Source organism: Nocardioidaceae bacterium SCSIO 66511, assembly GCA_023100825.1.
GTDB lineage: Bacteria > Actinomycetota > Actinomycetes > Propionibacteriales > Nocardioidaceae > Solicola.
In genome coordinates this window covers 2,204,369-2,226,910 of the sequence record CP095846.1, presented here as the reverse complement: position 1 = coordinate 2,226,910, position 22,542 = coordinate 2,204,369, and the positions used below count along the sequence as shown (strand labels likewise).

Annotated in this window: 19 protein-coding genes, 1 pseudogene and 1 riboswitch; of the genes and pseudogenes, 7 read left to right on the top strand and 13 right to left on the bottom strand. The window is 67.2% G+C overall.

Annotated features, from left to right (window positions below; translation table 11 throughout):
• Positions 1 to 48: 48 nt before the first annotated feature.
• Positions 49 to 267, bottom strand: a pseudogene (locus MU582_10435) (transglycosylase family protein).
• A 146-nt stretch (positions 268 to 413) separates the two neighbouring features.
• A riboswitch (cyclic di-AMP (ydaO/yuaA leader) is annotated at positions 414 to 620 on the bottom strand.
• Positions 621 to 793: 173 nt separating this feature from the next.
• Positions 794 to 1,777, bottom strand: a complete 984-nt coding sequence (locus MU582_10430) for a TerC family protein (GenBank protein ID UPK77027.1) — start codon at positions 1,775 to 1,777, stop codon at positions 794 to 796.
• A gap of 222 nt (positions 1,778 to 1,999) precedes the next feature.
• Between MU582_10430 and sppA the strand changes: the two genes are divergently transcribed.
• Complete coding sequence (sppA, locus tag MU582_10425) at positions 2,000 to 3,685, top strand: signal peptide peptidase SppA (protein ID UPK77026.1); 1,686 nt, start codon at positions 2,000 to 2,002, stop codon at positions 3,683 to 3,685.
• 12 nt (positions 3,686 to 3,697) lie between these two features.
• On the opposite strand, the gene uvrB is transcribed toward sppA, so the two are convergent.
• On the bottom strand, positions 3,698 to 5,797 hold the full coding sequence (uvrB, locus tag MU582_10420; GenBank protein UPK77025.1) for an excinuclease ABC subunit UvrB: 2,100 nt from the start codon (positions 5,795 to 5,797) through the stop codon (positions 3,698 to 3,700).
• Positions 5,798 to 5,936: 139 nt separating this feature from the next.
• Here uvrB and soxR point away from each other — a divergent pair, with 139 nt between their 5' ends.
• Entirely contained in the window at positions 5,937 to 6,392 is a 456-nt protein-coding gene (soxR, locus tag MU582_10415) for a redox-sensitive transcriptional activator SoxR (protein UPK77149.1), read from the top strand.
• A 185-nt stretch (positions 6,393 to 6,577) separates the two neighbouring features.
• On the opposite strand, the gene MU582_10410 is transcribed toward soxR, so the two are convergent.
• A complete protein-coding gene (locus MU582_10410; GenBank protein ID UPK77024.1) occupies positions 6,578 to 7,282 on the bottom strand; it encodes a hypothetical protein in 705 nt (234 codons plus the stop codon).
• 169 nt (positions 7,283 to 7,451) lie between these two features.
• Between MU582_10410 and MU582_10405 the strand changes: the two genes are divergently transcribed.
• Complete coding sequence (locus tag MU582_10405; GenBank protein UPK77023.1) at positions 7,452 to 8,099, top strand: hypothetical protein; 648 nt, start codon at positions 7,452 to 7,454, stop codon at positions 8,097 to 8,099.
• On the opposite strand, the gene MU582_10400 is transcribed toward MU582_10405, so the two are convergent.
• A complete protein-coding gene (locus MU582_10400; GenBank protein UPK77022.1) occupies positions 8,085 to 8,951 on the bottom strand; it encodes a DNA-3-methyladenine glycosylase 2 family protein in 867 nt (288 codons plus the stop codon). The genes MU582_10405 and MU582_10400 overlap by 15 nt on opposite strands.
• Positions 8,952 to 9,119: 168 nt before the next feature.
• On the opposite strand from MU582_10400, the gene MU582_10395 reads away from it, so the two are divergent.
• Positions 9,120 to 9,851, top strand: coding sequence for a TetR/AcrR family transcriptional regulator (locus MU582_10395; protein UPK77021.1), 732 nt, complete (start codon positions 9,120 to 9,122; stop codon positions 9,849 to 9,851).
• A 50-nt stretch (positions 9,852 to 9,901) separates the two neighbouring features.
• Here MU582_10395 and MU582_10390 read toward each other — a convergent pair whose 3' ends face one another.
• Positions 9,902 to 11,203: an acetyl-CoA C-acetyltransferase gene (locus tag MU582_10390; protein ID UPK77020.1), complete on the bottom strand. Its 1,302-nt coding sequence runs from the start codon at positions 11,201 to 11,203 to the stop codon at positions 9,902 to 9,904.
• Between the two features lie 189 nt (positions 11,204 to 11,392).
• Between MU582_10390 and MU582_10385 the strand changes: the two genes are divergently transcribed.
• On the top strand, positions 11,393 to 12,736 hold the full coding sequence (locus MU582_10385) for a 3-oxoacyl-ACP reductase (protein UPK77019.1): 1,344 nt from the start codon (positions 11,393 to 11,395) through the stop codon (positions 12,734 to 12,736).
• A 1-nt stretch (position 12,737) separates the two neighbouring features.
• Positions 12,738 to 13,616: a hypothetical protein gene (locus MU582_10380; protein ID UPK77148.1), complete on the top strand. Its 879-nt coding sequence runs from the start codon at positions 12,738 to 12,740 to the stop codon at positions 13,614 to 13,616.
• Positions 13,617 to 13,623: 7 nt separating this feature from the next.
• Here the strand turns inward: MU582_10380 and MU582_10375 are convergent, their stop codons facing one another.
• The 5 genes from MU582_10375 to MU582_10355 form a co-directional block, all read right to left on the bottom strand.
• Positions 13,624 to 14,496, bottom strand: coding sequence for an acyl-CoA thioesterase II (locus MU582_10375; GenBank protein UPK77018.1), 873 nt, complete (start codon positions 14,494 to 14,496; stop codon positions 13,624 to 13,626).
• A gap of 50 nt (positions 14,497 to 14,546) precedes the next feature.
• Positions 14,547 to 15,461 carry a PAC2 family protein gene (locus tag MU582_10370; protein UPK77017.1) on the bottom strand — a complete coding sequence of 305 codons (915 nt, stop codon included), beginning with the start codon at positions 15,459 to 15,461 and terminating at the stop codon, positions 14,547 to 14,549.
• 71 nt (positions 15,462 to 15,532) lie between these two features.
• Entirely contained in the window at positions 15,533 to 17,044 is a 1,512-nt protein-coding gene (locus MU582_10365; protein UPK77016.1) for an amino acid permease, read from the bottom strand.
• 59 nt (positions 17,045 to 17,103) lie between these two features.
• The gene (gene dxs, locus MU582_10360) at positions 17,104 to 18,972 is read right to left on the bottom strand and encodes a 1-deoxy-D-xylulose-5-phosphate synthase (GenBank protein UPK77147.1); all 1,869 of its coding nucleotides are present in this window, start codon (positions 18,970 to 18,972) and stop codon (positions 17,104 to 17,106) included.
• 96 nt (positions 18,973 to 19,068) lie between these two features.
• Positions 19,069 to 20,202 carry a winged helix DNA-binding domain-containing protein gene (locus MU582_10355; GenBank protein ID UPK77015.1) on the bottom strand — a complete coding sequence of 378 codons (1,134 nt, stop codon included), beginning with the start codon at positions 20,200 to 20,202 and terminating at the stop codon, positions 19,069 to 19,071.
• 36 nt (positions 20,203 to 20,238) lie between these two features.
• On the opposite strand from MU582_10355, the gene MU582_10350 reads away from it, so the two are divergent.
• The gene (locus MU582_10350; GenBank protein ID UPK77014.1) at positions 20,239 to 20,655 is read left to right on the top strand and encodes an HIT family protein; all 417 of its coding nucleotides are present in this window, start codon (positions 20,239 to 20,241) and stop codon (positions 20,653 to 20,655) included.
• A gap of 200 nt (positions 20,656 to 20,855) precedes the next feature.
• On the opposite strand, the gene MU582_10345 is transcribed toward MU582_10350, so the two are convergent.
• Together MU582_10345 and MU582_10340 are read right to left on the bottom strand one after the other, a co-directional pair.
• On the bottom strand, positions 20,856 to 21,893 hold the full coding sequence (locus MU582_10345; protein ID UPK77013.1) for a glutathione S-transferase C-terminal domain-containing protein: 1,038 nt from the start codon (positions 21,891 to 21,893) through the stop codon (positions 20,856 to 20,858).
• Positions 21,894 to 21,994: 101 nt separating this feature from the next.
• Positions 21,995 to 22,516 (bottom strand): flavin reductase family protein, encoded by a 522-nt coding sequence (locus MU582_10340; GenBank protein ID UPK77012.1) that lies wholly within the window; start codon positions 22,514 to 22,516, stop codon positions 21,995 to 21,997.
• Between the last annotated feature and the right edge of the window lie 26 nt (positions 22,517 to 22,542).

The following is a 22,542-nucleotide window of genomic DNA, read 5'->3' as shown; positions in this document are numbered from 1 at the left end:
GCGCGGGCGGCCTTCCCATTTGGCCTTGGCGTCGGCGCGGGTAAGGCCGAGCTTGGAGGAGCACGCCGGCCAGGCGCCCCAGCCCTGACCGCGGAGCACGCGCTCGGCGATCGCGACCTGCTGCCAACGCTTGGCCTTGTACGCGTACGAGGCGAACTTGCCGCCGCCGTAGCCACGCCACGTCGAGGGGCTGAACTGGAGCCCGCCGTCGTAGGTGGAGTTGATGTGCCAGCGGCCGCCGGACTCGCATTGGGCCAGGCGGTTCCAGGTGCGGTTCTTGGCCGCGTCGGCTGACGTTGTCGTCATGGCCATGGTGCCGGCGACGAGCGCACCGACGGCTAGGCCGGACGATGCGATGCGGACGGTGCGGCGCATGCCGGATTGATTGCGCAGAGCAATTGAGGACACAGCGGTGATCCCTTCCGACGCCTGTGAGGTGAGCTGTCGGGTTAGGGCCAGAAGGTGCCCCGCCGCTTTCGCGACTTCACCCCGAGGAGCCGAACCTGCACCGTGGTGCGTGTCCTGCTCCGAGGAACTTGTGGTTCCCCCACTTCCGCCCTCGTCGTGCTGTTTGACGGTAGGGACTCGACCGACCGGGCGGAATTCGGCGTGCCGGTACGAGTAGCAAACGACAGACTACGACAGCTTTTCGTACACGCCAACTCGCACCGGCGTGTCGCAATCACCCTCAGTGACGAGGGTCTGAGCGATGCTGCCCGGGTTCCGCAACCCTGCCGCGCGGCCGAACGGTACGAGACGCGCGACAGGACTGCAAAACAGGGCGAATCGAGACCTATCCGATCTCGGACTGGTTCCGTGACTTGAGCAGGCTCGCGACGGCCGTGACGGTCAGTACGACGATGATCACACCCAAGCTCAGCAGCGTGTCGATCTCGGGTACGCCGTGCAGCGGCTCACCGCCGTTGATGAACGGCAGCTCGTTCTCGTGCAGCGCGTGCAGTACGAGCTTCACACCGATGAAGGCGAGGATGAACGACAGGCCCAGCGACAGGTAGACGAGCTTCTGCAGCATGTCACCGAGCAGGAAGTACAGCTGTCGCAGCCCCATCAGCGCGAACACGTTCGCCGTGAAGACGATGTACGCCTCCTGGGTCAGCCCGTAGATCGCCGGGATCGAGTCGAGCGCGAACATGATGTCGGTCGAACCGAGCGCCACGATCACGATGAACATCGGCGTGATCATCCGCTTGCCGTTGCGCTTGATGAAGAGCTTGAGGCCGTGGTACTCGTCGGTCGCGTTCAGGTGGTTACGCGCGAACGCGATGAGCTTGTTCTCCTTGTACTCCTCGTCATCGTGGCTGCGGTAGCTCTTCACCAGCGTGTACGCGGTGTAGACGAGGAACGCGCCGAAGATGTAGAAGACCCAAGAGAAGTTGTCGATCGCCACCTTGCCGAGCGCGATGAAGATCGCCCGGAAGATCAACGCCAGGATGATGCCGACGAGCAGCGCCTCCTGCTGGTACTTCCGCGGCACGTTCAGCGCCGACATGATGATGATGAAGACGAAGAGGTTGTCGATCGAGAGGCTGTACTCCGTCAGCCAGCCGGCGTAGAACTCGACGCCGAAGTCGTGACCGTGGAAGGCCGTGACCCAGATCCCGAACAGCACCGCCAGCCCGACGTAGACCGACAGAGCGATCGCGCATTCCTTGATCGTCGGCTCATGCGGACGACGCGCGACGATGATGATGTCGAACAGGAGCACGGCGACCGTGACTCCGACGGTGATGAGCCATTCGGTTGTGGTGACATCCACAGATTCAGACCTCCGGTCAAGCGGAACATGCTGCCGGAGGTCTCTTCCGCCGCGAGCGGCCCGGTCCACCGGGCCACGCCTGCGTGGCCGAGCTGACGGCGGATCGACGAAGGAATACTCCCCTCCGCCGGTCATTGTGTCAGGAGGTTTGGCCGGGAGCCACCACCGGTCGGCTGTGTCAGTTCTCGCCGGCAGCCGGCTGTTACCACCTACGCTGAACGCATGAAGACGCCTCGTCTGCCGTTCACCGACCGTGCCGGGCTCCCGTTGGTGGTAGAGATCGATCTGACTCGTGGCCTGCTCGCGCACGCTCCGACCGACCCGCTTTCGGCGCTGCGCGCACGCAACACGCCCTCGCTGGCCGAGACGCTGGCCGGACTCCGGTACGCGGCCGACGACCCACAGGTCGCAGGCGTCATCGTGACCATCTCCGATTCGGTACCGATCGCACAGGCCGAGGAGCTCGGTGCGGCGCTCGAGGAGTTCGCGCTCAGTGGTAAGCCGACCCTCGCCACGGCCACCAGCTTCGGCGAGCTCGGTCCGGGCAGTGTCGCGTACTACCTCGCCCTGCACACCGACGCGATCTGGCTGCAGCCGAGCGGCGGCGTCGCCCTGATGGGCGTCGCACTCGATGTGATGACGCTTCGCGGCGTGCTGGACAAGATCGATGCAGAGCCCCAGCTGGGCCAACGACATGAGTTCAAGACCGCGGCCGAGCAGATCATGTCGCGCGAGATCTCCGCGCCGAATCGCGAGATGACCCAGCGCATTGCGGACTCGGTCGTCGACCGCATCGCGTCGGTCGCGGCACGACGCCGCGGTCTGGATGCCGCATCATTCGAGGACGCGATGGCGACCGCACCGGTGCCCGCCCCGATCGCGGTTCAGCGTGGACTCGTCGATCACCTCGGCTACCGCAGCGATGCGTACGCCCATGCCCGCCGCGAATGGGGCAGGGACGGCGAAGTCGCCCTGCGCTACGCCCATCGCTACGCACGCCATCGCGCCAATCGGCCGACTGAACAACTGCGCCGTCGCGGTCGGCCGAAGATCGGCGTCGTGTCGGTGAGCGGCGGTATCACCACCGGACGCACCGGCGGCAGCCCGTTCGGCGGTCGTACCGCAGGATCCGAGTCGATCTGCGCGGCGATTCGGCTCGCCACGGACGACGAGAGCCTGCGCGGGCTGATCCTGCGGGTGGACAGCCCCGGCGGCTCGTACGTCGCCTCCGATGCGATTCGACATGCTCTGCGGGAGTTCCGGGCGACCGACCGGCCGGTGGTCGCGTCGATGGCAGGCGTCGCAGCGTCGGGCGGCTACTTCGTGTCGATGCCGTGCGACGCGATCGTGGCGCTTCCGAGCACGCTGACCGGCTCGATCGGGGTGCTCGGCGGCAAGGTCGCGCTCGGGAGAACCTTCGAACGCATCGGGGTGACAGCGGAGTCGATCGGATCGGGAGCTCACGCGACGATGTTCAGCTCGACGTCTCGGTTCGACGACGCACAGTGGGCGAAGGTCAACGACTGGCTCGACGAGGTGTACGCCGACTTCACCACCAAGGCCGCCGAGGACCGTGGCATGGACGTGTCGACGCTCGAGTCCCTCGCCCGCGGACGGGTGTGGACCGGCGCCGACGCCTGCGACCGTGGGCTCGTCGACCAGCTCGGCGGCCTTCGTACGGCGCTCGACACCGCCGCCGAGCGGGCCGGCGTCGCCGCTGACCAAGTTCGCGCAGTGCCGGTGCCGCACGTGTCTGCGCTGCAGCGGCTGATCCCCTCCGAGTCGAGCGAGTCCCCCGGCGACGCCGTCGCCACGTCACCCGAGGGTCTGCTCGTCGGCGCCGCCCGCGCCGCCGGCCTCACTGTTTCGGGTGTACTCGCGCTGCCCTGGCGGCTGACGATCACCTGAGTCGGTCGGCCGCTATGCGCCCGCGTTGATCATCGAGCGCAGCTCCTTCTTCAGGTCGCCGATCTCGTCGCGGATACGCGCAGCGACCTCGAACTGCAGCTCGGCTGCGGCCGTGTGCATCTGTTCGTTCAGCTCCTGGATCAGATCGGCGAGCTCGCCCGCGGGCATGCTGGCCGTATCGCGGTTGAACGAAGGCCCGAGGACCGGGTTTGCCACCGCACCCTTGCCCCGCGACTGCGATCGCCCGGACCCGCCGACGAGCTCCTCGATCTCGGCATCCTCGCGCGCGAGCATGTCGGTGATGTCGCCGATGCGTTTGCGCAGCGGCTGCGGGTCGATGCCGTGCTCCTTGTTGTAATCCTGCTGCACCTGGCGGCGGCGGTTCGTCTCCTCGATCGCCTGCTCCATCGACGGCGTGATCGCATCGGCGTACATGATCACCTGCCCGGACACGTTGCGAGCGGCACGGCCGATGGTCTGGATCAGCGACCGACCGGACCGCAGGAAACCCTCCTTATCGGCGTCGAGGATCGCGACCAGGCTCACCTCGGGCAGGTCGAGACCCTCGCGAAGCAGGTTGATGCCGACGAGCACGTCGTACTCACCCATCCGCAGCTCGCGTAGCAGCTCGACTCGACGCAGGGTGTCGACCTCACTGTGCAGATACCTCGTGCGAAGCCCGGCCTCGAGCAGGTAGTCGGTGAGGTCTTCGGCCATCTTCTTGGTCAGCGTGGTGACCAAGACCCGCTCCTCGCGGTCGACCCGCTCGCGGATCTGACCGATCAGATCATCGATCTGACCCTTCGTCGGCTTGACCACGACCTCGGGATCGACGAGACCGGTCGGCCGGATGATCTGCTCGACCACCTCTCCGCCGGTCTGCTCCAGCTCGTACGGCCCGGGCGTCGCGGACAGATAGACGGTCTGGCCGATCCGCTGCAGGAACTCCTCCCAGCGCAGCGGCCGGTTGTCCATCGCGCTCGGCAGTCGGAACCCATGGTCGACGAGGGTGCGCTTGCGCGACATATCGCCTTCGTACATGCCGCCGATCTGGGGAACCGTCACATGCGACTCGTCGATCACGAGCAGGAAGTCTTCGGGGAAGTAGTCGAGCAGACAGTTCGGTGCACTCCCCCGCTCGCGGCCGTCCATGTGCAGCGAGTAGTTCTCGATGCCGGAGCAGCTGCCCACCTGACGCATCATCTCGATGTCGTACGACGTGCGCATGCGTAGTCGTTGCGCCTCGAGCAGCTTGCCCTGGCCCTCGAGCTCGGACAGCCTCTCGGCCAGCTCGGTCTCGATGCCGCCGATCGCGCGCTCCATGACCTCGGGCCCGACCGCGTAGTGCGTTGCCGCGCCGACGTAGAGCTCCTTCTCGTCGGTGAGCACCTCGCCGGTCAGCGGGTGCAGCGTCATCAGCCGCTCGATCTCATCACCGAAGAACTCGACCCGCACCGCCAGCTCCTGGTAGACGGGGAATATCTCGAGGGTGTCGCCGCGGACCCTGAAGTTGCCGCGGGTGGTGTTCAGGTCGTTGCGGGTGTATTGCGCCTGCACGAGGGTGCGCAGCAGCTCGTCGCGATCACGATCTGCACCGACCTCGAGATGGATCATCCGGTTGATGTACTCATCGGCCGAGCCGAGGCCGTAGATGCACGAGACAGTCGCGACGACGATCACGTCACGCCGGGTGAGCAGGCTCCACGTCGCCGAGTGGCGCAGCCGCTCGACCTCTTCGTTGATCGAGGAGTCCTTCTCGATGTAGGTATCTGTCTGGGGTACGTACGCCTCGGGCTGGTAGTAGTCGTAGTACGACACGAAGTACTCGACGGCGTTGTCGGGGAACAGCTCGCGCAGCTCGTTGGCGAACTGCGCGGCGAGCGTCTTGTTCGGCTGCAGAACCAGCACCGGACGCTGCAGCCGCTCGGTCAGCCAGGCGACAGTCGCCGTCTTGCCGGTGCCTGTCGCCCCCAGCAGGACGGCATCCTTCGTACCGCCACCGATACGCTCTGCGAGCTGGTCGATCGCCCGCGGCTGGTCGCCGGACGGCTCGTAGTCGGATACAACCCGCATCGGTGCCACCTGCCGGGCGAGCTCGCTCACTGGTCTCATGTCAACGAGCGTACGGCGGGGCACCGACAGCCCGCACGGCAGCGATCTGCGGGCGGACTGTCGTGCGAGTAACCTGGATCGTTGTTCAGGTCTGTACGAGAAGGGCAGAACGTTGGAATCGCCACCCTGGAACGCCAAGATGCTCACTCCCGGACAGGTCGCAGCACGCAGCGGTGTCGCCGTCTCGGCACTGCACTTCTACGAACGCCAAGGGCTCATCAGCAGCGTGCGTACGAGCGGTAACCAGCGGCGCTACGCGCGCGACATCCTGCGCCGGGTGGCATTCATTCGGGTGTCGCAACGCGTCGGGATCCCGCTCGCCGAGATCAAGGACGCGCTCGAGACTCTTCCCGACGGCAAGACTCCAGGGCGCCGGGAGTGGGCCCGACTCTCGCAGTCGTGGCGGACCAAGCTGGACGAGCGCATCGAGCAGCTGGAACGTCTGCGCGACGACCTCACCGACTGCATCGGCTGCGGTTGCCTTTCGTTGAGCCGCTGCACGCTCTACAACCACCACGACGAGCTCGGCGCCGAAGGATCCGGACCGCGCCGACTCGACGTCGACGCGATCCACCAGCGAGCCCGTCAGCGCTAGGGTGTGTCTCCAAACTCCGCGTCGATCAGGGAGCGGGCCTCCGCGCCCGGTCCGGCAAGGCGCGGGAGCGAAGACGTAGCCGATCCTCCTTCGAGTGACCGCAACGCAGCCGGTCGGGATGCGGAGACACGCGAGCCGACGTGGGGTTTGGAGACGCACCCTAGGCGACACCTACTCCCGCTGCGTCACCGCGACCGGCGCCGCAGCCGCGGAAGCAGGAACGACGCGCCGATCGCAACGGCCAGAACGACGCCGACCGTCGCGTACGTCGCGGTGTTCCCGTCGTCACTCGACTCCTGCTCCGAGTCGCTCGCGGTCGTCCCATCCGATGCCGCGTCGTCGCCGCTGGCGTTCGACGAGCCGTTGCCGTCGTTGTCGGAGGAGTTGTCGCCGCCGCCCTGGTCGCGCCCGTCGTCGCCGGAAGTACCCCGATATGGAGTCGCGGGTCCGAGCGCCTTCTCGACCGCCTGGATGACCTCGTCGGAAATCGGCTGGGTGCCCGAGCATCCCGTGGTCGACACGTCGCCATGCGCCTGCTTCTGCTCTCCGACGAACATGTACTGCTTGTCGAGCTCGAGGTCTGCCCCGCAGGCCGCGTCGCTCTCGGCGGTACGAACGGTGGTCACGGGGTCGGCCGTACCTGAGTAGACATCGCTCACGCGCACGTCGTACACCAGGTCGCCTCCGTCGTCTGTCACCTCGACGGGCGTTCCGACGAATACGGCATCGCCTTGCTTGGCCTGGGTCTTCAGATCGGTTGCCACACAGGTGCAGGCCTGTGCCGGAGTAGCCAGGCCGACGACGAGCGCAGTCGCGATCATCGCGGTCGCTGCCGCACCGGCGAGCAGCCTCCTGCGGGCCGCGCGAGCCAGATCACCAATGATCCTCATGTCCGCACCTCCTGGTCGTCATGCTCTCGTGCATCGCTTCGACGTACGCCGTTTCGTCCCGGTTCCGTCCACAGCACGCGACCTGTCCACAGAACCGCGTCGCATCCTCGCATGATCGGCGAAGGCGGCGGCACGCTGCCTTCGAACCCTCCGGCCGAAAGGCAACACCGTGCGCCGAGCGACCATCCGTACCCGTCTACTACCGTCCCGCCGAACGACCGCGACCGCCGCTGTCGGCATCCTGACCGCACCGCTGCTGTTCGCCGCCACCAGCCCGCCCGCGCAGGCGACAGAGCACGAGCGGGTCACCCGCTCAACGACAACCGACCCCGACGACACCGGCGGCCCCCTCGACATAGCGCGCGTGACGGATCGCGTCGCCGTGTACGGCAAGCGGCACGTCGACCTCGCGTACACCGTGCGGACGTACGAGAAGTTCCGTACCGCCGATCTGCACAAACGGCGTCGCAACATTGTGCTCGAGCTCGGCACCGAGCCGGAGCCCGGCGCATCCCGGAACATCACGATCTACGCGCACAACGGCACGCTGCGCGCCGACCTGATCAGCAACGCCACCCGCAAACGCATCGCCCGGCTCGACGTCAGCCGTACGTCCGCCCGTGGAGTGCGGGTACGCGGGCCGCGGCGGCTGATCGGCGCACGCCGCTACTTCGTCGTCTCGCGGTACGAGAAGAGATCGACAGCACCATGCGGGATGGCCGGCGATGTGCCGGTGACATGCGGTGACGATGTGCCGCGCCGCGGATGGCTACGGCTCGATCGCCCCGCCTGGCCGAGGACGTCAGAAGGCTCGTGAGCCAGGCGTCGGCAGATGGCGCCGCGGCGGCATTCTCGGGTGCCTCCGCGGCCGCATCGGCCCTGCGAGCTCGACGAGTCGCTGCACGCGGTAGCGATGCGGACGGTAGTCAGCGAGCACCTCCGCCATCCGGGCATCGTCGATCGGCTCGCCGACCAGCATCAGGCCGACGCGCGAGCTCAGGTGGTAGTCACCGAAGCTGACCGCATCGCTGTGCCCGTGGGCGCGCTGACGTACCTCGGCCGAAGTCCAGACCCCGATACCGGGCAACGATCGCAGTGCTGCATCGGCGTCGGTCGGCGAGGCGTCAACTGTCCGCTCGAGCGCGTCACAGCGCTGCGCAGCGACGGTGATCGCCTTGGAGCGGGCATGGTCGACGCACAGCTGCCGCCACGTCCACGACGGAATCCTGCGAATCGTCGCCGCGTCCGGCGGCACCGCAAGTCGTAGCTCCGCGCCCGCGCCGGGTGCGGGATCGCCGTGCTCTCGGACCAGTCGGCGCCACGCATACCACGCCTCACTGCCGGTCACCTTCTGTTCCAGGATCGCCACCAACAGCGTCTCGAACACCAGGCCCGTCGCCGGCACCCGAATCGGCCCGAACCGTCGCCACGCATTCGCCAACGCGTCGTGACGCGGTACGAAACCCGAGAGATCGTCGTCGTCTCCGAGCATCCGAGGAACGCGATCGAGCGCCCATTCGGCACCGTCGCCCCACGCCTGAGCCACGACCCGCCCGTCCTCCGCCCGTTTCGGCATGGCGAGCGTCGCGGGTCCGGCCGGCGTACGCATCGCCCGCCAGATCCGTCCATCGTGCTCGGCGTACGTCGGGTCACCCGAACCCCTCCGCATGGGCGACAACATGACCTCAACCGGTACCGGACGCCCGGCCAGCCACGTACGTACTGCGGAGCCAGACCTCGAATCGTGCACACGCGCATCGTAGAACCTCCCGCCACGCCGACCGGACAATCGCACATAGCCGCAACGCAGCGTGATCGCTGTCGTAGGATGAGATGGATGGATCCGACCTCTCGATCGGCCTCGCCGTCCCAGCCGCGCGGGTCGAGGCCCAAGTCGACGGCACCGATGAGCGCGACCGCACAACGACGCCGCCAGCGATCCGATGAGATCCTCCGAGCGACGCGCTCCCTCTTCGACGCTGCAGGCGTACGCGACGCACAGATCGAAGACATCGCACGTGCCGTCGGCATCAACCGCGCCATCATCTACCGCCACTTCACCGGCAAGGAGGAGCTGTTCGCGCTGACCCTCGTCTCCTATCTCGACGAGATCCAGTCGCGGATGCGCGCCGCCGACGACGAAACCCAGACTCCGCCCGAGCGACTACGCCTCATCTGCGGCGCATTCCTCGACTACGGCGAGCAATACCCCGCATTCGTCGACTGCGCGCTCACCCTGCTCCGCACACCCGGCACCGAGCTGATGAACGACGTCGCCGAAGGCGCCATGTTCCGGCTCGGACGCGCCATCAGCGGTGCACTACAAGCTCTCGTCGACGTACTCGACGCCGGTTCGAAGAGTGGCGACTTCCAGGTCGACGACGCACAACTGCTCGCGAACGTCCTTTACACACAGGCACTCGGCGGACTACAGCTCGCCCGGCTCCGCCTCGTCGTCAGCGAGTCCAGCCCCGGGCTCCCCGAGGTCCAGTCGGTTTCGTTCGACGTGGTACGCGAGTACCTCCTACAAGCCGCCATCGCCATGGCAACCGGCGTACCCAAGAGCTGACCGGTCGCGCCACTGACCCCGCTGGGCCAGACCGTACCTCGCTGCGTGGTTCACCGCTCGATGATCGCGGTGACTCCTTGTCCACCCGCCGCACAAATCGAGATGACCCCGCTGCCGGAACCCTTCTCCGCAAGGAGCTTCGCCAACGTCGCGACGATCCGACCGCCCGTCGCCGCGAACGGATGACCCGCCGCCAACGACGAACCCGCGACGTTCAGCTTGTCCCGATCGATCGGCCCGAGCGGGGCATCGAGGCCGAGCCGCTCCTTACAGAAGATCGGATCCTCCCACGCCTTGAGCGTCGCGAGCACCTGCGAAGCAAACGCCTCGTGGATCTCGTAGAAGTCGAAATCCTGCAGCGAACGACCCGCACGCGCCAGCATCCGCGGCATCGCATACGCAGGCGCCATGAGCAGACCCTCCTGCCCGTGCACGTAGTCGACCGCGGCCGTCTCGTAATCGCTCAGATAGCCGAGGATCTCCCAGCCACGCTCCTTCGCGAACTCCTCCGACGCGAGCAACACCGCCGACGCGCCATCAGTGAGCGGCGTCGAGTTGCCCGCGGTCATCGTCGCCGCATCGCCCTTGCCGAACACCGGCTTCAGCTTCGCCAGCTTCTCCGTCGACGAGTCGGCACGCAGGTTCTGGTCACGCTCCAACCCGAGGTACGGAGACATCAGGTCATCGAGGAAGCCGCGTTCGTACGCCGCCGCCAACCGATGGTGCGAAGCGACGGTCAGCTCGTCCTGCTCCGCACGGGTGACGTCCCACTCGACCGCGGTCAGCGCAGCACTGTCGCCCATCGACAGGCCGGTACGCGGCTCGGCATTCTGCGGGATCGCCGGCGCGAGATGCGCGGGCCGGACCTTCGCAAGCGCGGCCAGCCGACCCTTCATCGACTTGGCACGGTTCGCCTCCAGCAGGATCTTGCGCAGCCGCTCGTTGACGGCGAGCGGCGCATCCGAGGTCGTATCGGAGCCACCCGCGATGCCGACCTCGATCTTGCCGAGCGCGATCTTGTTGGCCACCTGCACCGTCGCCTGCAGCCCCGTGTCACACGCCTGCTGGATGTCGTACGCAGGCGTGTCCGCGGACAGGACCGAACCCAGCACCGATTCACGCGTGAGGTTGAAGTCCCTGCTGTGCTTGAGCACCGCGCCGGCGACGACCTCGCCGACCCGCTCACCGACCAAGCCGTACCGCTCCGCGAGACCGTTGATTGCGGTCGTCAGCATGTCTTGGTTCGACGCATGCGCGTACGTCTTGTTCGAACGCGCGAACGGGATCCGGTTGCCGCCGATGATGGCGACCCGCCGCGGTGCACTCGCCGAACCCGATTGTGTGCCAGCCATCCGAACTCCTCATCAGTCGGCTCGAAGTCACGAGCCGTGTATGCCAGTCTGTCAGTGACGACGCTCGCCGCCATCGAAGGCGGTCGCGTCATGCGCGCCACACCGTGTGGACTACGAGCGTAACCAGAAGTTACAGTTCGTACGACGTTCGAGATACCACCGGTATGCGAGAGATTGGACACATCGCGAATGACTGACCGCTACCAGTCGCTGATCAACACCCCGGTCGGCCAGCTGATCGCGAAGAACATCGGCCTTCCCAACCCGCCCGTCCTGGACCGCTGGCGCACCGGCGCGCCCCTGGTGGACGGCACGGTGCTGCTCGGCGCTGCCGACGGCGGCAGACTCGTGAAGTACGTCGGCGACGTCCTCGCCACGCGACAGGTCACCGTCGCCGACACGGCCGAGGACGGCAAGCGGTACAAGGGCATCGTGTTCGACGCGACGGGCATCAAGACGCCCGCTCAGCTGCTGGCGCTCCAGGAGTTCTTCGCCCCGGTGCTGCGGAGCCTCGCCCGCTGCGCGCGCATCGTCGTCCTAGGTACGCCCGCCGAGGCGGCCGACTCCGACAGCGAGGCGATCGCCCAGCGCGCGCTCGAGGGCATCACGCGATCACTCGGCAAGGAGGTGGGCGGCGGCTCCACCGTGCAGCTGGTCTACGTAGTCCCGGGCGCCGAGGACTCCATCGCCTCGACCGTCGAGTTCTTGCTCTCCCCCAAGTCGGCGTACGTGTCGGGACAGGTCGTACGTATCGGCACCGTCGCGCACAACGCTCCAGAAGATGCCGACCCGCAGCGGCCGCTCGACGGCAAGGTGGCTCTCATCACGGGGGCGTCGCGAGGTCTGGGCGAGGCGATGGCGCGAGCCCTGCATCGCGACGGGGCCAGCATCGTCGGGCTCGACGTCGCACCGCTCGCCAGTGATCTGAAGGGACTCATGGACGAGCTCGACGGTTCGAGCATCGTCCTCGACATCACCGCGACCGACGCACCGAAGCGAATCGCACGCCAGCTCGACGAGACGTACGGCGGTGTCGACATCGTCGTACACAACGCCGGCATCACCCGCGACAAGCGCTTGCGCAACATGAAGCCGGAGAACTGGCAGTCGGTCATCGACGTCAACGTCGGCGCACCCCAACGCATCACCGCCGAGCTCCTCGCCCAGAAGCTGATCCGCCCGAACGGCCGGGTCATCGGTGTCTCGTCGATCGCCGGCATCGCGGGCAACAACGGGCAGACCAACTACGCCGCTTCGAAGGCCGGCGTCATCGGGTTCGTCCAAGAGCTGTCCACCCGGGTCGCCGACTCCGGAATCACCGTCAACGCGGTCGCACCCGGTTTCATCGAGACGGCGATGGTCAAGACCATTCCGCTCGCGATCCGCGAGGCCGGTCGCCGGATGAACTCCATGTCGCAAGGCGGCCTGCCGATCGACGTCGCCGAGACGGTCGCGTGGTACGCGCACCCCGGTTCGTCGTCGGTCAGCGGCAACGTCGTGCGCGTGTGCGGTCAGAGTCTGCTCGGTGCCTGAGATGTCGGTACGCAACCTCGACCGGGCGCCTTCGGCGCTCCCGCTCTACGCGAAGGCCGCACTGCCGGCACTGCCCGTCGTGGGCCGGCTGCCGGGGGTACGCCACGGCGGTGACGTGGTCCCGGACGTCACGCTCACGCGGGCGGCCGTCACGACCGACGGCGCGCAGCTTGCCGCGTACGCCGATGTCTGCGGTTTCGGGCTCCGCAACGAGCTGCCGGCGACGTACCCGCATCTCGCGGCGTTCGGGTTGCAATTGAAGCTGATGACCGATACGGCGTTCCCGTTCGCGCCGATGGGGTTGGTGCACCTCACGAACTCGATCACCCAGCATCGCCCGATCGAGGTCGGCGAGACGTACTCGATGTCCGTCAACGCCGCCAATCTGCGAGCCCACCCGCGCGGGCGGCTCATCGACCTGGTCTCACGCGCGACGGTCGACGACACGACGGTCTGGGAAGAGACGAGCAGCTACCTCTCCCGCGGACGGCGTGACGAGTCCGCCGTCGCCGTTTCGCCGCTCGACGGCATCGACGCACCGGCCGGCACGTCCCGCTGGCGGCTCGGCGCCGACCTGGGGCGGCGCTACGGTGCTGTGTCGGGCGATCGCAACCCGATCCACCTCTATCGGCTCAGTGCGAAGGCACTCGGATTTCCCCGACAGATCGCCCACGGGATGTGGACCAAGGCGCGGTGCCTGGCTGCGATCGCGAGCGATCTGCCCGCCGCGTACCGCGTCGACGTGGAGTTCCAGAAGCCGATCCTGCTGCCGGGGAGCGTCGTGTTCGGTGCCGAGGTCGGCGTGCGCGAGTCGACGTTCGCCGTATCGGGTACGAAGAAGCCGATGACGCATCTGGTCGGCCGGGTCGCCGCGCTCTGACCGGTCGTCAGGCCTTCGGTTCGATCGGCCGGATCAGGCCCTCCTGTGCAACCGACGCGACCAAGACTCCGTCCTGCGTGTAGATGTTGGCAGTCGCGAAGCCACGCGCACCGGTGGCCGTCGGCGAGGTCTGGTCATACAGCAGCCACTCGTCGGCGCGTACGGGACGGTGGAACCAGACCGCGTGGTCGAGCGACGCCGGCTGGAGCCGTGGTGACCCGATCATCACGCCGTGCGGGAGGAGCGACGTACCGAGCAGGCTCAGGTCGCTGATGTAGGTCAAGACGCAGGCATTGAGCACCGGGTCGTCGGGAAGGTCGCCGTTGGCGCGGAACCACATGCGTTGCACGGCGGGGACGGTCTTGCGAGTCGGGTCGTCCTCGGCGCGGTTGTCGCCGACGTAGCGCAGGTCGAGAGCCGACCACTCCCGTCGCCAGTGCTCCGCGACGCTCTCGTTGAGCGTCTCGAAGAGGTCGACCATCTTGATCGAGTCCTCGACCGGCGGTACGACCGGCATCACGTCCTGGTGGTCGTACCCGAGCTCGTGCTTGTGGAACGACGCCGTCAGGTAGAAGATGACCTCGCCGTGCTGACGCGCCATCACCCGCCGGGTGCTGAACGAACCGCCGTCGCGGATGCGATCGACGTCGTAGATGAGCGGAACCGACGGGTCTCCGCCGAGCAGGAAGTACGCGTGCAGCGAATGCACGCTGCGGCCGGCCGGGATGCTCGAGCAGGCGGCCATCAGGGCCTGCGCGGCGACCTGGCCGCCGAAGACCCGCGTCATCTCGCTCGAGCGCGGATGCGAGCCACGGAACAGATCCTCATCCAGCCGCTCGAGGTCGAGCAGGCCGACGAGTTCGGTGATCGATTCAGGCACGCGGGCATTGTGTCATGGCCGCGCCCGAACTCAGGGCAATCGTCGTCGCGCTAGTCGTCGTCGCGTTTGTCGACCTGGGCCAGGAACTGCTCGAACTGGCGGCCGAGCTCCTCACCGGACGGCAAGGAGTCGTCGGATGCCAGCAGCGACTGGTTCGCCCCGCGGCTGAACGCGTCGTACTGCTGCTCGAGGTTCGCGAGTACGGCACCGCCGTCCTGCTCGCGGATCTGGTCCTCGATATCGGCGATCGCCTCGACCTGGCGGGCGCGTAGGTCGTCGAGCTCGAACTGCAGCCCGGTGCGCCGGGACACCGCGTCGAGCAGTGCGATCGACGCAGCGGGGTAGTCGACCTGGGCGAGGTAGTGCGGAACGTGCACGACATAGCCCATGGCGTCGTACCCCCACTCGCCGAGGCGGTACTCCACCATCGCCTGCGCGCTGGCGGGCACGACGACCTGACCGTTCCAGAGGTTGCGCTGGTCGATCAACGCCTTGCGGTTCGCATGCTGGGTGACGACGAGCGGCCGGGTGTGGGGTACGCCCATCGGCACGGCGCCCATGCCGACCGTGAGCGAGACGTCGTACTGCTCGATGACGTACGCAACCTCGGTCGCGAACATCTCCCACCGGTAGTCCGGCTCGGGACCCGCGAGCAACAGGTACGGCGTATCCGCAGCATCGCGCAGCAGTTGTACGTCGAGTGCCGGCTGCTCGTAGTCGGTGTAGCGGTTCTCGTCGAAGACGAGCGCCGGACGGCGGGCTCGGTAGTCGTAGTACTCGTCGACGTCGAAGCTCTCGACGGTCACACCGTCGTCGCCCGCGATGTACTCGGCGGCCACCCTCGGACCGGAGCCCGCCCCGAGGAAACCGTCGAGCGCATGGAGCAGCACCGGCCGCTCCCCCTTGTCGAGGCCGGGCAGCTGCGGCGCGTTTCGGCGCGTACGTCGGTCACGGATCCATCCCATAGCAATCCCTCCAACGCACTCGGGGGTCCTGGCATTCCCCGTTCCAGTGTCCCACTGTGCGCGAGGGCATCTCAGTCGGTCCGGAAGTTGAGCCTGCTGTGCGATCGGCCGTACGCGAAGTAGACGACGAGTCCGATCGCCATCCAGATCAGGAACCGGACCCAGGTCTCACCCGGGAGGTTCAGCATCAGGTACACGCACATCAGTACGGCGAGCGCCGCGACCACCGGAGCGGCCGGGACCCGGAAGGAGCGCTCTAGGTCGGGCCGCCTCCGGCGCAGGAGGACGACCCCGACGCTGACCAGTACGAACGCGAAGAGCGTGCCGATGTTGACCAGCTCGGAAAGGGTGGACAGGTCGACGAACCCGGCGATGATGGCAATAACCGACCCCGCGATCAGCGTGATGACGTACGGCGTGCCGAAGCGCGGGTGCACCTTGGCGACTGGCTGCGGCAGCAAGCCGTCGCGCGCCATGGCGAACGCGACACGCGTCTGCCCGAGCATCAGGATCATCACGACGACGGTCAGTCCGATACAGGCACCGACGGAGATCAGATCGCCCATCCAATGCACCCCTTGATCGTCGAACGCCGTCGCGAGCGGAGCGGCATCGTCCGGGGACATGGTCCTGAAGTCCTGCATACCGGTGATGACGAGGCTGACCGCCATGTACAGGACGGTGACGATCGCGAGCGAGCCGATGATGCCGATCGGTACGTCGCGCTGTGGGTTGCGCGCCTCCTCGGCCGTCGTCGCAACGACGTCGAACCCGATGAACGCGAAGAACACGATCGCCGCACCGCTGAAGATTCCCGCGACGCCGTACACCTGAGGTTCGATGCCGAGCAGGGTCTCCACCAGCGGTACGTGCAACCAGCTCCCCGAGGCACCGGTGGCGCCGGCGGACGGCGGAATGAACGGATCGTAGTTGTCCGCCGAGATGTAGCCGATCCCGCCGACGATCACGATCGCCACCACGGCGAGCTTGATCGCGACGACGATCTGGTTGACGATGCTCGACAGCTTGATGCCGGCGATCAGAATGCCCATCACGACGAGCGCGATCACGAATCCGGACAGGTTGAACACGCCGTCGGGATTGTCGACGGTCGAAACCGACTGCAGGGAGAGAGGCAACTCGAACGGTGTGCCGTCGAGCAGCGTGTTGAGGTATCCGGAGAACCCGACAGAGAGCGCGGCCGAGCCGATGGTGAACTCGAGTACGAGGTCCCAGCCGATGACGAACGCGATGAACTCACCGAAGGTCGCGTACGAGAACGTGTACGCGCTACCGGCAACAGGCACGGTCGAAGCGAACTCCGCGTAGCACAACGCCGCCAATGCACAGGCGATGCCGGCGAACAGGAACGACAGCGCGACGGCCGGACCCGCGTTGCTCGCGGCGACCTGACCGGTCAGCACGAAGATGCCGGCGCCGATGATGACGCCGACACCGAACACCACGAGGTCGAGCGCACCGAGGTTCTTCTTCAGCCGATGCTCGGGTGCCTCGGTGTCATGGATGGACTGCTCGACGGACTTGGTCCGATTCAGCCCGCGGTTCGCATCACGCGTGGCCATCGCAGACCTCCGCCCCGTAGACAACGTTGCGTAGCCAGCGTAATCCCGCGTACGCGCGGTCAGCGCAGACGCGCCCGCGTGTCGTCGGCAACGGCCTGCGGGGTGAGCCCGACGCGCTCGAGGATCACATCGCGTTTGGCGTGATCGAGGAACTCTTGTGGCACACCATGCACCCGCACGGGCGTACTCACGTCGGCATCGCTGAGCGCTTGCTGCACCATCGAACCAACGCCGCCGGAACGTCCGTTGTCTTCGATGGTGACGACGAGCCGGTGTCGCCCGCCGAGCTCGACGATCTCGCCGGCGACCGGCTTCACCCAGCGCGGATCGACAACCGTCACACCGATGCCGTCATCGCTGAGCAGTCGTGCGGTCTCGATCGCGGTGCCCACCATCGAGCCGACCCCGACGAGCAGCACGTCTTCGTCGCCGGTGCGCAACATGACGTCTGTGGCGCCGATGCGGTCGACCGCTTCGACATCGGCGGTGACTGCGCCCTTCGGGTAACGGACCACCGTCGGCGCGTCGTCGACCGCAACCGCCTCGCCGAGCAGCTCGCGTACCCGGGCGCCGTCACGCGGCGCCGCCAGCCGCAGGGTCGGCACGATCTGCAGCAGCGAGAGGTCCCACATGCCGTTGTGGCTCGGCCCGTCGTCGCCGGTCACACCGGAGCGGTCGAGTACGAACGTCACGCCGCAACCGTGCAGGGCGACGTCGAGCAGCAACTGGTCGAAACCGCGGTTCAGGAAGGTCGCGTACAGCGCGACCACCGGATGCATGCCGCCGATGGCGAGCCCGGCGGCGCTCGTCACCGCATGCTGTTCGGCGATGCCGACGTCGAACACGCGCTCGGGGAACTTCTCGGCGAACGCATCGAGGCCGACGGGGTAGAGCATCGCCGCCGTGATCGCGACCAGCTTCGGATCGTCGTCGGCGAGCCGGACGATCTCATCGCGGAACACGGAGGTCCACGAGGCCGGAGCGGCCGCGATGGCGTCGCCGGTCTCGGGGTCGAATCCGCCCGACGGGGCCTGGTGCATCTGGTCGACCTCGTTGGCGACGGCGATGTCGTAGCCCTTGCCCTTCGTCGTCAAAACATGCACCAGGACCGGACCGCCGTAGCGTTTTGCGAGGGTCAGGGCGTTCTCCACCGCATCGCGGTCGTGGCCGTCGATCGGACCGAGGTACTTGATGCCGAGATCCTCGAACATCCCCTGCGGTGCGATGGCGTCCTTGAGACCCTTCTTGATCGCATGCAGGGTGTCGTACGCCTTCGGCCCGACGACCCGGGTGCCCTTGATGCGGTCCTTGATCGCTTCGAGCGCGGGCTCGTACTTCGGGTTCGTACGCAAAGTGGCGAGGTGGTTCGCCAGACCGCCGACGGTCGGCATGTACGAACGGCCGTTATCGTTGACCACGACGACGAGCCGGCTGTCTTCGTCGGCGGCGATGTTGTTCAGTGCCTCCCACGCCATGCCGCCCGTGAGTGCGCCGTCGCCGATCACTGCCACGACGTGGTCATCGCTGCCGGCGAGCGCTTTGGCCTTCGCCAGCCCGTCGGCGTACGAGAGGCTGGTTGAGGCGTGGGAGTTCTCGACGATGTCGTGTTCGGACTCACCCTGACAGGGGTAGCCCGAGAGGCCGCCCTCTTTGCGCAGCTGGTCGAACTCGTCGGCGCGGCCCGTGAGCATCTTGTGCACGTACGCCTGATGGCCGGTGTCGAACACGACCCGGTCGCTGGGTGAGCGAAAGACGCGGTGGATGGCCATGGTGAGCTCGACGACGCCGAGGTTCGGACCGAGGTGACCGCCGTTCGAGGCGACCGACGCGATGATCCGCTCGCGAATCTCCGCCGCCAGGGCGGTGAGCTGCTCGTCGTCGAGATCGCGCAGATCGCTCGGATCTTCGATCGTGTCGAGCATCCCCATCGGGCGCGCCTCCGTTCGGGTTGGTGCGTCGGGCACACGGCGCAGCGGACTGCGGCCCTGAACGTTCGAGTCTAACTGTCCCCGCGCCGCGCAGTGTCACCCGCGTACGACTCGTACGTCGGCCACCTCGACGCCGAGGGCAGACCCGAGATCGGATACCGGGGTGTCGAGCTCGGAAACCGGTAGATCGGGGAAGGCGGGGAGCATCTGCACCTCGACCTCGACCCGCTTGCCTTTCGTGATCGGCTTCCAGGTTGCGACGATTTGCCCTTCGCGCAGGACCGCGGGCGACATCAGGCCGTTGACTCGGGCGAAGATCCGCTCGAGATGGTCGGGATGTGCGAACCGGCCTCGGTTCTCCGGCGCGTACCCGAGGATCAACCCGTCGAACTCCGGCAGCAGCCTCGTGCCGGGATCGGGCCCCGCCAGCGGCGAATCCGCGAGGTCGAGCAGCGGGTCGCGCAGGTCGGCCGAATGGGTGACGAGCTCGTCACCGAGTCGGATGATCGCGTCGTCGACCGGCGTCAGCGTGGTGCCGAGCCACCAGGCGATGTCACGTCTCGTCGCCGGGCCGTACGCACCGAGATGGAGACGGACCAGTCGCTCCATCGCATCGCCGGCCGTCACGGCGTCGCCGCCGATCACACTGGACGCAGCCTGGTGGTAGACGTCCGTACGGCGCTCCCACGCGGTGTCGCGGGGGCGACGAACGAGCCGCGCATGACCCCAGAGCAGACTGTCGCTCATGGTGGTGCTCTCTGCGCCATTGCTCGTGCCGGCGCCATGCTCGTCGAGCCAGCCCCACATGTGGGCGACGAGCTCCTTGCGCTCGCGCCACTCTCCGCGCGCGTACCGCTCGATCTCGTCCGTGACATCGCGGGGCTCGATGCCCGAGAGCTTCAGGTGATTGGCGAGCAACCGGTCGCGCGGCTGCTCGCATACCGCTGCGAGCCAGCCGTGCTGCTCAGCGGTCGAGGTGTGCACGGTGCCGCGTAGGTTGCTCGCCTTGACGACGTCGTACGCCTCGAACGCGGCGGTGATCGTCTCGTACGTGACCCCGGGCAGCCGCGATGCCAGCGCAACGTGTGCGGCGCGCGGCACCTGAGTCTGGATCGGGCCGAGCCGGCGGTACGCCTCGACGACGGCTGTCGTGCGCCGACCGCGGATGCGCGGGAACTGTCGCCCCAGCGTCGTGCGAGCCAGGCGCTCCGGCGTCCAGCGACGTGTCACCGAACACACCCGACGTATACGTGGTGGGATGGGCGGATGGCCGACTGCGTGTTCTGCAAAGTCATCTCCGGTGAGGTCACGGCACCCATCGTGCACGAAGGCGCCGACACCGTTGCCTTCCTCGACCATCGGCCGGTGTTCAAGGGCCACACCCTGGTCGTGCCGCGCGAGCACATCGTGACCCTGCCCGAGTTGCCTTCCGCGCTGTTGACGCCGCTGTTCGAGGAGGTCCAGCGGGTCGCGGATGCGATCACGGCCGGTCTCGGCGCCCAGGGCACGTTCGTCGCCGCGAACAACGTGGTGAGCCAAAGCGTCGCGCATCTGCATGTGCACGTCGTCCCGCGTACGAAGGGCGACGGCCTACGTGGCTTCTTCTGGCCGCGGGTGAAGTACGCCGAGGGCGAGGCAGAGGAGTACGCGGCGCGACTTGCCGCTGCGCTTGTCGACGGCTGATGCTCCGGCCGTATGCCCATCGGTGGGCTGCGGCGCCCGTGGATTACCACGGGCCCATGGCAATCCGCGCCGCTACCCAGCAAGTTTGCTAGTGAGTGGCGCGGTTTGCTGTGGGCCCGTGGTATTCCGCGCCGCTACCCAGCAAGTTTGCTAGTGAGTGGCGCGGTTTGCTGCGGAGCAGCAGCGGGACGGACGCGTTGTCAGGTCCAGGCCGCAATGGTGTGCTCGGGCGGTACGACCTCCGACTCGGCGGGTGGTCCCGGAGGCGTACCGTCGCCGAACGGCCGACCGCCGAGTGCCTCCCGCCCGTGCGGTGTCAACCAGCCGGACAGGTCGGGGCCGACGGGCACGATCTGCGTCGGGTTCACGTCGGCGTGCACGATGTAGTAGTGCTGCTTGATCTGTACGAAGTCGATCGTGTCGCCGAAGCCGGGCGTCTGGAACAGGTCACGCGCGTACGCCCACAGCACGGGTAGCTCGGTGAGCTTGTGCCGGTTGCATTTGAAGTGCCCGTGGTAGACGGCGTCGAAGCGCGCGAGCGTACTGAACAGGTAGATGTCGGCGAGGGTGACCGTGTCGCCCACCAGGAAGCGACGCTCGGCAAGCCGCTCCGACAGCCAGTCGAGTCGCGCGAACAATCGACCGAACGCCTCGTCGTATGCCTCCTGCGACCCGGCGAAGCCACACCGGTAGACGCCGTTGTTGACCTCCGTGCGGTTGCGATGCGCGATCTCGTCGATCTCGTCTCGAAGCGCGGCCGGGTAGAGGTCCGGTGCGCCGTCACGGTGGAAGTCCGTCCACTCGGTGCAGAAGTCGGGTGTCATCTGCTCGAACGCGTTCGTGACGACCTCCCCCGTCGGCACGTCGACCATCGCCGGCACGGTGATGCCCCGCGGGTAGTCGGGGAACCTCTTGAAGTACGCCTGCTGCAGCCGTTCGATCCCGAGCACCGGGTCGACGCCGCCGGGATCGAGATCGAAGGTCCAGCTCCGCTTGTCGTGGGTGGGACCACACAGACCCATCGACATGGCACCTTCGAGACCCAGGAGTCGGCGTACGATCACCGCGCGGTTCGCCCACGGGCACGCCCGCGCCGCAACGAGCCGGTAGCGCCCCGCTTCGACCGGATAACCGTCGCGGCCATCCTTGGTGATGCGCGTGTCGATGTAGTTCATATCGCGCTTGAACTCCGCGCCCTTCTCCACGTACGTGCCCTGCTCGTCGACGCGCTCGGCCATCTGCATCTCCATTTCGCGGTATCCCCGGACCAACATAGACGGCGGGTGGGCAGTCCGGAGCTTCGGCGTGGGCCGAGACCGAACGTCTGAGATCGCAGCGCTCAGGAGCGCCGGTAACGTCCACGCAGATGGGTCATCGGCTCGTCACCGTCGTCGTCGCGAATCTCGATCTGCTCGATCCGTGCGTCGAGCAGTAGCGCCCATCCGGCGTGCCGTGGCTCGCCGTCGACCAGGCGTACGCCCGCCCAGGCGGCGGCGTCGGAGACGACCGGTCCCCATTCGGTCTCGTCCCACGAGGTGAGCCGGAACGGCCCTCCGGGCGCTGGACTCACACCGGCGAAAGCGTCGGCGAGCGCGCGGTGCCGCCATGACAGCAGAGAGATCGCCGCGACGCGGGTCTGTTCGAGTAGATCCCAGAAATCGGAGTCCTCGTCGACGAGCGCGAGCACGTGGGCCGGATCGCCGTCGGCGACCATCAACGACGAGACCGTCAGCCCCGCGCGGGCGTCGCTGTCGCGCGTCGCGAGCAGCGTGACCGGTGCGGGCGTACGCCCCCGAAGCCGGCGCACCGGATCACGGTCGCCCTCGGGCGGCAGGAACGGGTGGTCCGAGTGGATAGTCACCCGATCATCTTGACGCACCACGCCTG